Here is an 11,773-nt window from a genome sequence, read left to right on the forward strand (position 1 = left end):
AGCAATACCTAAATTCGCTGTAGTAGTAGCTAACATTATCAAACAGATAAAAAAGTATACCCATAAAAAATACGATTTGACTCAATTGAAGGTTTAGATTTCTCTAAGTAGGCAACGACCCCTAAAATTAATAAATAAATTAAAATAATATTGTCCAATGAAGCAATTAGTGCAAATAGTGTATGAGCTTCAAATGGTAAAGGTCTAAATAGATAGCTTAGCATTTGCATTGGCAAGCTCATTGAGGCTATATCTAAACTACTACCCCCACTTAAATTGGAATTCTGTCTTTTATCTACGTATGCATCTACATCGGACAACTCATCTGCTTCTGACAAACCAATATAATTTACCATTATAGGAATAATAAAAGCTGTAATAATAAGTGATATAGTTCCAAAAAAAACTTTTATATACAATGAGGTTCTTTTGTCGAAAATAATCGAAAAAGCAAATGCAATAGCTAGTGCAGCACCTATGTGAGGTCGTACCATAAACATAGAAAAAATTGAAAAAAATAATAATAATTTGCGATTTTTAAAATCTAGTGCAGACCATAATGCTAAACCTAATGCCATAAATGAAATAGCATCTTTTCCGAGTGCAGTAGTCCAGAAACTTATTGATGGTAAAAAAACAATTACCCAACCTAGTAATTTAATATTTTTACTTTTGTATAATGTTGCTTGCTTTATTGATCCTGCAAATGCTAATAAGCCAATATAACCAATATAACCATGTATTAAAAATTGATCAACATAAGAAAAACCAAGAAAGTTATACAAAAAGTAAGTAAAATATATTATAAAAGAGGTACCAAAATTAAACTCCCTGTTATCAAAATTTAATGCATTATAATAATATTTATTTGAATCCGCCCCAAAAGTTAAAGCAAACCATATATATACCACACAAAATAAAGTATGCCAAAGGTATAAAGACAAACTTAATTTGTAATTTATCTTAAAGTAATTACAAACCTTTAGAGATAAAATTAAAAATATAGAAAATAATATAGGTGCCCAAATAATATTTGAAAAAGCATCAAACTGATACATCACATTCCCTTTAAATAGATTTCTTCATATAAAACTACAATACGAGATAAAGGAAATTCTTTCAAAATTCGTTCCTTATTTTCAGTTATAACTTCTGAAAAATCTTTTATACTACTTAATATATCTTCTAATATACTTAAAATTTCAATTTTATCTTGTGCTATAAATTTTTCATTATTTAATAAATATTTAGAATCTCCAACATCTAATGCCGTAACTAAAGTACCAATAGCCATAGCCTCTCCTAAAACATTTGGAAAGCCTTCTGTTTTAGAATGCAAACAAAAAATATCCATTGTTTTTAGGCATTTTGGTATATCACTTCTCTGACTAAGCAAGCGAAAATTTTTTACCAAATTATTTTCTTGCAGCCATTTCATTAAAACTTCATTGTTTTCGTCATTATCACGACCAACCATCATAAACTTTAAATTGGGGAAATCTTTAACTAATAAAGCAGCAACCTCAACAAATAACTTTTGATTCTTGACTTCATTAAAACGTCCAACTGAACCAATCACAATATCTATATCTGATAGACCTAACTCTTGTCTAAGTTGCATTCTATCTTCTTCTGTCGCCACAAGTTTGTCTAACTCAAACCCATTCGGTATCACAACCATTTTACTAGCATCATACCCAACCTGAATATGTAAATCTTTTGACACATGAGCAGCACAAACAATTTTTTTAGGAATACGATACGATAATTTAGCACATATTCCTCGTAAAACGACTGTTATGCGAGATGCACCTTGAGTTACATCTGTTGTGCGGATACCCCAAATAATATTGTCAATACCAACCTGTTTAGCGGCCAAACCTCCCAAAAAGTCAGCATGGTACATCCAAGTCTGCACTACATCGGGACGAACCTGCTGTATCAGTTTTTTGAGTTTAAAAAATATTACTGGAAGCTTAAAAACAGATGTCATCCCCAATGTATACACAGGAATCCCCTGATCTACGAGAGTCTTCCCTACAACCCCCAAATCTGTTAAAGAAACAACTTCATGTTGATATTCACCTTTTTGTTGGCTATGCAGAACCAAACGCTTTAGCATCAGTTCTGCCCCTCCTACATTCAGACCAATAATAATATGAAGTACTTTTTTAGACATGCTTTTTCTCAACGAAAGTGAAAAGACCATACCCCAAGGTATCTTCGTGATGAGAGGTTTCATCAACAAAGCACCATTCTTGATTATTTTCTATATAGTAACCCTCTGATTTTCTTAACGCACTTGAGCCAAAATTCGTACCTTGGTACTCAATCAGATAAACATGATTATCCTTTAATGCTAAATCCATAGAAATATATGGGTTTTCAAGCTTAGTAAATATTTCTTTCGCAAAATCTAAAACTATAGCAGGGACATCATGGTAGTTAAACTTCTTACTACCACTAGCACGAAAGTCTCCTTCTCTTACATCTCTACGCATCGCATAAAAACGTTCACCAATCACCAATACTCGGTAATCACAAGTTAAGTCTTCTATAAAATTCTGTGTGATAAATCGTTTAAATGGCTTGTAGTAGTAACGATATAAAAGATAATTTTCTTTAGGTAATTGATACTGTCGAATAATATTTTTTATCTTACGCTTAGTGTTCAACCCAAATTGTTTTTTTTTAATACGTTCTAAATCACTCTCACTCTTAACAAGTTCGACACCGCTACTTCCAGAACCACCTACTGTTTTAAATACATAGGGAAATGCAATATCTAGTTGATCAATATCAAATAAATATTCACTAGATAAATGATCAATACCTTTTTTCTTTCTTACAGCCTCTTGAAACCCCTTGTTCTCATGAGCCAACAATATTTCATAAGATGGTGCAAGTAAGCATTGATCCTTTACAAAATACAGAACATCTTTCAAATAAGCTCGCACTTCTTCTTGTTCAAAAGAAGTGTAAATCAAGATATCATTCTGTTTAAATTCCATATGCCGAATATCTGTAATCGAAATATATTGCACATCATAATTATGAGTTAAAAAAGGTGCTGCTAAACGCTTTACATCTAAAGTATTCCAACTGTTTATAGCACTGCCAAAATAACCATTGGGTAGAGTTGCAAAATATACTTTTTTCATAGTCTTTTCTTAAATTCCAATATATTGAGTTTTTTGGTTTTCAATTTTCTTAAACATAATAAATGCAGTTGTAGCTAAGAGAAATTGACAAGAAAAAATATTGGCCGCACCACCAATGAGCCCAAAGGCTGTAATTAGTGGGTATGATGCAATTAATCCAAGAATAGATACTGTAATTGTAATCTTCATTACGATCCTATCATAACCTCTTGCTATTAAATAATTCGTCGCATAAATATGGTAAACAACAACACTCGTTACACCAGAAATTAAGATTAAAAACACAACTGATGCTTGCTTATCTGTAATACCAATCCATTGGAATACCCAAGGGTGAATGAAGGCGGCACATACTGCTAGTAACACAAAAAAACCAATATAATATTTACTATAAATATAAAACTTGTCTTTATTTCTCACCAAGTAGGGAAAAACAACAGTTGAAACAACAGAGTTAAATACATTAAGTAAATTTACAATTTGTCGAATTGCGCCAAATACACCTGCTGCATAGTTGCCTAGTAGAAGACCAACGAGAAAGGTTGTCGTGTTATTATAAAAGTTAGGCATAAATTGGTTAACAAACAAAGGAAAACCTTTATATAAGGTTGTCTTAACTTGTGCAACTCTTACCAATCGCAACCGAATAGAAAAATGTTTATAAATAATGTAATAAGCAATCAATGCACTTAGAAGATATCCACAACCAAACAATACTGGATATATCCAATAATCCTGTGGTTTATGAATAAATAAAAACACACCTATCGTAAAAGATATTTTTACCGACAAATCAAGAATTGTAATATATCTCATTCTTTCTATGCCACGAAAGAACCACTCTGGAAACATAGTATGCCCAATAAGTGTTAAGCACATAAGACAGAAAATGAGACTATCTTCTCTAAATTGAGGAGTAAAGCATATAATCGGAATTAAAACCACTAAGCTTAGTATTAACAAAGTAAACTTAGACCACAGAGTCTTACTATAAATAAAATTTAATTGCTTCTTACTATGTTTGTGTTTTGCAATTTCCCTTGTTGCAGAGAGATTAAAACCATAATCTGTAACTGCTTGAAAATACATAATCAGCGACATAGCAAGTACAATTGCACCATAGTAATGAAACCCTAATACTTTAATTAGATAGGGTAACGTTACCAATGGCAAAATAAGATTAATCAGTTTTAAAGCAGATAATGAAAAAAAATTATCAACTAAACGTCGTATATCTTTGTTTTTAAATACACGCTGTATTTTTGACATTTTTATTCAACGAGGTGGCTAACATACCATGTCATTGCCAATCCAACACCTTGCATAATTCGATATAGTGGTTCATAACCTAGCAATGTTTTGATTTTGGTTACATCTGCCTGAGAGTGTCTTACATCTCCAGCTCGAAACTCACGATATACAGGTTCTTTGGTATAAGATACACCTTGCTCATTTAACGCAGATTTAATCGCATTAAATAAGTCATTGAGTGTCGTTCGATCACCTACTGCAACATTATAGACTTGGTTTTTTGCTTCATCATTTTCAGTGGTTGCTGCCAAAATATTGGCTTGAACCGTATTTTCAATAAAACAAAAATCTCGACTGGTTTCACCATCACCATTAATAAAGACATCTTCACCTTGAATCATGGCTGCTGTCCACTTTGGGATCACAGCTGCATATGCTCCATTTGGATCTTGACGTTGACCAAAGACGTTAAAGTAACGTAAGCCAACCGCTTTAAAGCCATAAGTACGCGCAAATACATCTGCATATAACTCATTGACATACTTGGTGACGGCATAAGGTGAAAGTGGGTTACCAATATTTTCTTCCACTTTTGGTAATGCTGGATGGTCACCATAAGTTGAACTGCTGGCTGCATAGGTAAAACTTTTGACTTCTGCATCTCGTGCAGCCGTCAGCATATTTAAAAAGCCGGTAATATTGGCTGCATTAGTGGTAATCGGGTCGGCAATCGAACGAGGTACAGAACCTAAAGCGGCTTGGTGCAAAACATAGTCAACTCCTGCACAGGCTGTCTGGCAGTCTTCAAAATTCCGTATATCACCTTCATAAAACTTGAAGTTTGCCCATTGTTCAGGCTTAACGAGACTTTGCACTTCATCCAGATTATGCTGATGACCTGTGGCAAAATTATCCAGACCGACCACATTTTGGTTCAGCTTTAACAGGGTTTCCAGTAAATTTGAGCCAATAAAGCCTGCTACACCGGTAATTAACCAGGTTTTTGGTGCTTGTTGTAATTGCTCGCATACAGTTTGATATTGGCTCACGTTTATGGTCCCTATAGATTACAGACGAAGGTCAGATTCAGATTGATCCAGTACATATTTCAGGTCATATAAAATATGTGCTGACTTGCCTAGGACACGTAATGCTTCGGCACCCATGGCTTTAAACTGATCATGGGCAACGGCCAGAATCACCGCGTCATACTGCCCCTGCTCCAGATTGGCGACTGGAGTAATCCCGTATTCATGTTGGGCTTCGTTTGCGTCCACCCATGGGTCATACACATCGGCAGCAATATTGTATTCTGTCAGTTCATTAACAATATCAATAATTTTAGTGTTACGAATATCCGGGCAGTTTTCTTTAAAACTTAAGCCTAAAACCAGAACCTTGGCACCTTCAACCTGAATTTTTTTCTTGATCATGGCCTTGACCAGCTGGGTAACCACATAAGCCCCCATGCCATCATTTAAACGGCGACCCGCCAGAATAATTTCAGGGTGATAACCGATAGACTGTGCCTTATGAGTCAAATAGTATGGATCGACACCAATACAGTGTCCACCGACCAGACCTGGACGGAATGGCAAGAAATTCCATTTGGTACCAGCAGCCTGCAATACTGCTTCAGTATCAATTCCCATTTTATTAAAGATCACGGCCAGTTCATTAATCAGGGCAATGTTGACATCACGCTGGGTATTTTCAATGACTTTTGCCGCTTCAGCCACTTTAATGCTAGTCGCTTTATGCGTACCTGCCTCAATCACCAGGTTATACACCTGATCAACAAATTCAGCGACTTCAGGGGTAGAACCTGAGGTAATTTTCAAAATATTGGTCACTCGGTGCAATTTATCGCCCGGGTTAATTCGCTCCGGACTATAACCGGCAAAGAAGTCCTGATTGAACTTCAGGCCTGATACCTGTTCCAAAACTGGAATACAGGTCTCTTCAGTTGCCCCCGGATATACCGTAGATTCATACACCACCACATCACCTTTTTTAAGCACCTGACCAATGCTGGTCGAAGCTTTAACAAGTGGGGTCAAATCTGGCTGCTTAAATTCATCAATCGGTGTAGGAACAGTAACAATAAAAAAATTACATTTTTTTAAATCTTCTAACGTAGAAGAGAAACTTAGCTTCTTAGCTTGATTTAATTCTTCTGGTGATACTTCTAAAGTATGATCTTGACCACCTTTTAATTCATCAATACGCTTCTCGTGAATATCAAACCCTACAACTGGTAAGTTTTTCCCAAATTCTACTGCAAGTGGCAAACCTACATAACCTAAACCAATCACCGCAATTTTTAAATCTGCAATAGATAGCATGTCAACGCCTTATTTATACTGTGCTTATAGAGATTAAAATCTTCCGGCACGAATAGTATCAGAAAACAATAAAACTTCTATTATGATTTGTGCTCAAATAACTCAAAATATAAAATAATGTATATTTTTTGTGAAAATTTAGTATTTTATTTATTATAAGTATCGTCTCTTATAAGCTTAATTTTTCTTTTAAAAGATGGTAATAAGTTACAATTTGTGATGTATATAACCAGTAACTTGGGTAGAATAGCTTCAATTTGAATGAATCTAAAAATTAATATTTAGGAAAGCCTGTGCGACACTTTCAATTAGCTGTTTTATTGGCATGTGGTATCACCACTACAGGGTGTGCAATCACCTCTGGTCTACAAACAAATGACTTACCAAGTGAGGGCATTTATCAAACTGATCTCGGTACTACAGTAAATGTCATTAAACTAGATCAAGAATCAATTATGGCTGCTCAGCCTGCTGTACATAATATTCAACAAGAATATGCTCATCTTTTTAGTACATCACACCGCAGCTATCAGTTGAGTCCGGGTGATATTTTATCTATTTATTTATGGGCTTATCCAGAACTTACCTCTGCAAGTAATGTTACGAGTGATCAGTCTGCGCAAGCGAATGGCTTCCAGATCGATTCAGATGGCTATATTCATTTTCCAATTATTGGACGCTATCAAGCTTCAGGAAAATCAGTAGCTCAGGTCAATCGTGAATTACGTACCCAATTATCACGTTACTTAAAGACTCCAGATGTCATCGTCCGGGTATTATCATATCAAGGTAAAAGATATTCGGTTCAGGGCAATGTTGTAAAAGGCGGCCAGTTTTATCTCAATGATCAACCTGTTAGTGTTTATACCGCATTAGGAATGGCAGGTGGTATTAATCCTGCACAAGGCGATAATACTTCAATTACATTGGTCCGTCAGGGACGTTCCTATAGTCTAAATACAATAGAATTAGAAAAGGCCGGATTCTCTCTACATAATTTATTAATACAGCCTAATGACACCTTATATATCAATAATCGTGAGAATCAAAAAATTTACGTTATGGGTGAGTCAGGTAAAAACCAGTCTCTACCTATACGTGACCAAGGCATGAGTCTTAGCGATGTAATTGGGGAAAGCTTGGGATTAAATCCACTTTCTGCGAGTCGCAGTAAAATTTATGTAGTACGAAGTAATGTAAATTCTCCAATAACAGAAATATATCATATGGATCTCAGTAATATTGGGGACTTTGGCCTAGCAAATCAGTTTAAAATGCGTAGCAATGATATTGTTTATGTAGATGCTTCAGGTCTTGCACGCTGGCAACGTGTAGTTAACCAGGTTATTCCTTTCTCAAATGCATTGTATAATTTAGATCGTTTGGGGAACTAATGAAAATTAACAATATTTTAGTGGTCTGTATTGGTAATATTTGTCGTAGCCCAATGGCAGAATATTTTTTAAAACAGGAATATCCTCATTTAAATATTGAATCTGCAGGTATTTCTGGTTTAATTGGCCATGCAGCTGATGAAAAAGCGAGTCTATGTATGCAACGCTTTGGAATTGATATGAGTCCTCATGTTGCAAAAAAACTGAATGCAGAACTCATTAAAAAAGCCGACCTGATATTAGTTATGAGCCAGAATCAGCAAAAACATATAGAACAAACTTGGCCTTTTGCTAAAGGTAAAACCTTTAGACTTGGACATTGGCAAAGTAAAAATATTGCCGATCCTTATCAGCATGATCAAACAGTCTTTGATGAAATTTGTAGATTGATTCAAGACTGCATTACTGACTGGAAAAAATATATTTAAGTTTTTTAATATTTTCACTTTTTGATATTTAAATTATGAGCCAAACTGCCAATACCGAAGATACTATTGATCTGAAGGAATTATTTTTTTCCTTAATTGCTCAATGGAAACTGATCACGATCTGCATATTATTAAGTTTAATTGCGGCTTTATTATATTTACGGATTACTCCAGATACCTACAATGTAGATGCTCTGGTACAAGTAGAAGATAGTAAAGGTGCATCATCAGCTCTATTAGGTGATCTATCTAATATGATTGAGCAGAAATCTCCTGCTCAAGCTGAAATCGAGATTTTAAAATCACGTCTTGTCCTTGGCTCAGTAATTAACCAGTTAAACTTGGACCTTGTAATTTCTGGTACTGAAGATTCGATCTGGAATCGATTATTAAAAAATCATAATTATGATATTCAGTATTCAACAAAATCCGTACTCTTTAAAGATAATCAACAAAGTTTTGATGTAAGACAGTTTGATATTCCAAATTATTATAAAAATAAAAATCTGCTATTAAGTTTCGATCATAATAAATATAATCTGACTGATGCTGCAACAAATGAAATTATATTTACTGCTCCTTTAAACCAAACCAGTCAAATTCAATCAAGATATGGTCTTTGGAAAGTCGCCATTTATAGTAAAGATCTCTTAGATTCTACTTATAATATTCAAAAGCTGACTTTGCCTGCGGCAGTGCAACGTGTACTTAATAATTATTCCGTTGCTGAAAAAGGTAAAATGACCGGTGTTCTAGGATTAAATTATCAGGGCTATGATAAACAGCACATTACCCAAGTATTGAATGCAATCTTAGCAGCCTATAGTCAGCAAAATATTGAACGACGTTCAGCTGAATCGGCTCAAACGCTGAAGTTTCTAGATGAACAACTCCCTGAGTTGAGCCAACAGCTAGATCAGGTAGAACGTGAATTTAACCAGTTCCGTCAACAATATAATACTGTGGACTTAACTAAAGAATCAGAACTGTATTTGACTCAAAGTATTGCTCTAGAAACACAAAAAGCTGAACTTGAACTTAAAGTTGCTGAAGCTTCTGCACGTTATACTGAAGAACATCCAGTAATGGAGCAAATGAATGCTCAACTCGGTGCAATTAATAATAAAATTGCAGCATTGGGTAATACTTTAAAGCAGCTTCCTGATTTACAGCGTCGTTACTTACAACTCTATCGCGAGGTTGAAGTTAAACAACAGTTATATACAGGATTGCTTAATACGTACCAACAGCTTCGCATTGCTAAGGCAGGTGAAATTGGTAATGTGCGTATTGTTGATACTGCCGTAGAACCAATTGAACCGATTAAACCAAAGAAATTACAAATTATAATTCTATCTATCTTCTTAGGCGGTTTTTTAGGAACATTAATCGCTTTATTACGCAATATGATGCGTTCAGGAATCAAAGATTCAGCACAAATTGAAAGAGAGTTAGATCTGCCTGTATATGCAACAGTTCCTCGATCTCCTCTCCAAGAAAGTCGCGTCAATTTGCTGAAAAAGAAAAAGAGTATTCCTATTCTTGCGGTTAAAGATAGTAGTGATATTGCAATTGAAAGCTTACGCAGTATGCGTACTGCAATCCATTTTGCTTTGAGTAATGCCAAAAATAATATTATTGCACTTTCAGGTCCAGCTCCTGAAATTGGTAAATCATTCATTACTACTAACTTAGCCACTATTTTAGCTCAAGGCGGAAGCCGGGTATTAGTGATTGATGGTGATTTGCGTCGTGGTTATTTAAATAAATATTTTAATAAAGAAGTGCAACCAGGCTTATCTGAACTATTAAATCATCAAAATAGCTATGAAGATGTAGTTCAAAACTCACAGGTTGATAACTTGTTCTTTGTTACTCGAGGTAAAAGTCCAGTAAATCCATCTGAATTACTCAGTACAGATAAGTTCAAAGTTTTTCTTGAACAAGCTTCTACTAATTTCGATTACGTATTAATTGATACTCCGCCGATATTAGCCGTAACCGATGGTATCATCATTGCGCAATATGCTGGTGTAAATCTATTAATTGCACGTCATGGTAAAACACAAATTAAAGAGCTTGAGATTACTGTTACTCGTTTTGAACAGGCTAATGTAAAAGTTAATGGTGTTATTCTGAATGATGTACAAAAAGGACCAGGTAATGGCTATGGGTACGGATATAACTATGCTTATGCTTATAAGGCTTCAAAAGATGGAGACTAAGGTAAATTTAATTCATAGCAATCAAATTTATCCTAAAAAATAAAGATAACTTCATTGTTATCATAAAGCTTCAAACTAAGGTAGAGCAATCAAATTAGTTTGAAGCTTTTTATATTTATCCTAGTATGAAATTAGTTATAGTCTTATAATAGATCTCTTTCATAAATCAAAAAACGATCTTCTTTTTGGTTAATATTTGCACTCCGGATTTCTTGGCATTCGTGCATAATCTGCGGATGAAATACATCGATTCAAACAAGCTTTCTGATCTTCAGTTCAAGCGATACACAGGCATCTCATGGTCAACTTTCTATTTGATGGTTGAGCAATTGCAAAAGCATGTCTCTGCCAAAGGCAGACCGCCCAAGTTAAGCCTGGAGGATCAGGTTCTGCTCTGTCTGAGCTATTGGCGGGAATACCGAACCTTATTTCACGTTGCGACGAGTTACGGGGTTTCAGAGCCTACAGCCTCAAGAATTGTCCGTCATATTGAAGACTGCCTGATTCGGTCCAATCTGTTTAATTTACCCAAAGATTTACCCGAGGGCGAAGGCATCGACTGGAATGTTGTGATCGTGGATGCCACGGAAATTCCAATCCAAAGGCCTAAAAAAACAGAAGAAAAGCTATAGCGGCAAGAAAAAGACGCATACCTTTAAAGTACAGGCCATGATTCACTACAAAACTCAGCAAATTCTGAGTTTATGTACCAGTCGCGGTGCAGTGCATGATTTCGAGTTGTTCAAACGCAATTTAAACCAGATTCCTTTTGGGGCTTTTATCCTTGTAGATAAAGGCTATCAGGGGATTTATGTGTTGTATCCGAATAGCCTGTTGCCCTTAAAAGCCAAAAGACACTGTAAATTGGATCCTGAATTGAAAATCTATAATCAGGAAATCAATAAAAGAAGAATCGGAATTGAGCATGTATTTGGCAGCCTGAAAACTTTCAAAATCCTTGCTGAGCGT

At 35.1% G+C, this 11,773-nt stretch carries 11 protein-coding genes; 5 read left to right on the plus strand and 6 right to left on the minus strand.

Features of this window, described 5'->3' with window-relative positions:
* Positions 1 to 38: 38 nt before the first annotated feature.
* The 6 genes from B3Q46_RS14330 to tviB are packed head-to-tail and all read right to left on the minus strand — an operon-like array spanning position 39 to position 6,757.
* On the minus strand, positions 39 to 1,058 hold the full coding sequence (locus B3Q46_RS14330; protein ID WP_286716375.1) for a hypothetical protein: 1,020 nt from the start codon (positions 1,056 to 1,058) through the stop codon (positions 39 to 41).
* Positions 1,058 to 2,179: a glycosyltransferase family 4 protein gene (locus B3Q46_RS14335; RefSeq protein ID WP_004780496.1), complete on the minus strand. Its 1,122-nt coding sequence runs from the start codon at positions 2,177 to 2,179 to the stop codon at positions 1,058 to 1,060. The genes B3Q46_RS14330 and B3Q46_RS14335 overlap by 1 nt, the downstream gene beginning before the upstream one ends.
* Positions 2,172 to 3,161, minus strand: a complete 990-nt coding sequence (locus B3Q46_RS14340; RefSeq protein WP_004780494.1) for an ATP-grasp domain-containing protein — start codon at positions 3,159 to 3,161, stop codon at positions 2,172 to 2,174. The genes B3Q46_RS14335 and B3Q46_RS14340 overlap by 8 nt, the downstream gene beginning before the upstream one ends.
* Positions 3,162 to 3,170: 9 nt before the next feature.
* Positions 3,171 to 4,430 (minus strand): oligosaccharide flippase family protein, encoded by a 1,260-nt coding sequence (locus B3Q46_RS14345; RefSeq protein WP_004780493.1) that lies wholly within the window; start codon positions 4,428 to 4,430, stop codon positions 3,171 to 3,173.
* 2 nt (positions 4,431 to 4,432) lie between these two features.
* A complete protein-coding gene (locus B3Q46_RS14350; protein WP_004780491.1) occupies positions 4,433 to 5,461 on the minus strand; it encodes an NAD-dependent epimerase/dehydratase family protein in 1,029 nt (342 codons plus the stop codon).
* Between the two features lie 18 nt (positions 5,462 to 5,479).
* Positions 5,480 to 6,757 carry a Vi polysaccharide biosynthesis UDP-N-acetylglucosamine C-6 dehydrogenase TviB gene (gene tviB, locus B3Q46_RS14355; protein WP_004780490.1) on the minus strand — a complete coding sequence of 426 codons (1,278 nt, stop codon included), beginning with the start codon at positions 6,755 to 6,757 and terminating at the stop codon, positions 5,480 to 5,482.
* Positions 6,758 to 7,050: 293 nt separating this feature from the next.
* Here tviB and B3Q46_RS14360 point away from each other — a divergent pair, with 293 nt between their 5' ends.
* The 5 genes from B3Q46_RS14360 to B3Q46_RS14380 form a co-directional block, all read left to right on the plus strand.
* Positions 7,051 to 8,151 (plus strand): polysaccharide biosynthesis/export family protein, encoded by a 1,101-nt coding sequence (locus B3Q46_RS14360; RefSeq protein WP_004780488.1) that lies wholly within the window; start codon positions 7,051 to 7,053, stop codon positions 8,149 to 8,151.
* Positions 8,151 to 8,579 carry a low molecular weight protein-tyrosine-phosphatase gene (locus B3Q46_RS14365; RefSeq protein ID WP_004780487.1) on the plus strand — a complete coding sequence of 143 codons (429 nt, stop codon included), beginning with the start codon at positions 8,151 to 8,153 and terminating at the stop codon, positions 8,577 to 8,579. Before B3Q46_RS14360 ends, B3Q46_RS14365 begins: the two co-directional genes overlap by 1 nt.
* A gap of 35 nt (positions 8,580 to 8,614) precedes the next feature.
* Positions 8,615 to 10,804, plus strand: a complete 2,190-nt coding sequence (locus B3Q46_RS14370) for a polysaccharide biosynthesis tyrosine autokinase (RefSeq protein ID WP_004780485.1) — start codon at positions 8,615 to 8,617, stop codon at positions 10,802 to 10,804.
* A gap of 236 nt (positions 10,805 to 11,040) precedes the next feature.
* Positions 11,041 to 11,436, plus strand: a complete 396-nt coding sequence (locus B3Q46_RS14375; RefSeq protein WP_081400878.1) for a transposase family protein — start codon at positions 11,041 to 11,043, stop codon at positions 11,434 to 11,436.
* A partial coding sequence (locus tag B3Q46_RS14380; protein WP_286716377.1) for a transposase family protein occupies positions 11,384 to 11,773 on the plus strand: 390 nt, incomplete at its 3' end. The genes B3Q46_RS14375 and B3Q46_RS14380, both read left to right, overlap by 53 nt.

Origin of the sequence: Acinetobacter sp. UBA2581, assembly GCF_002339435.1 — a bacterium.
In the GTDB taxonomy this organism is placed as follows: Bacteria; Pseudomonadota; Gammaproteobacteria; order Pseudomonadales; family Moraxellaceae; genus Acinetobacter; species Acinetobacter variabilis.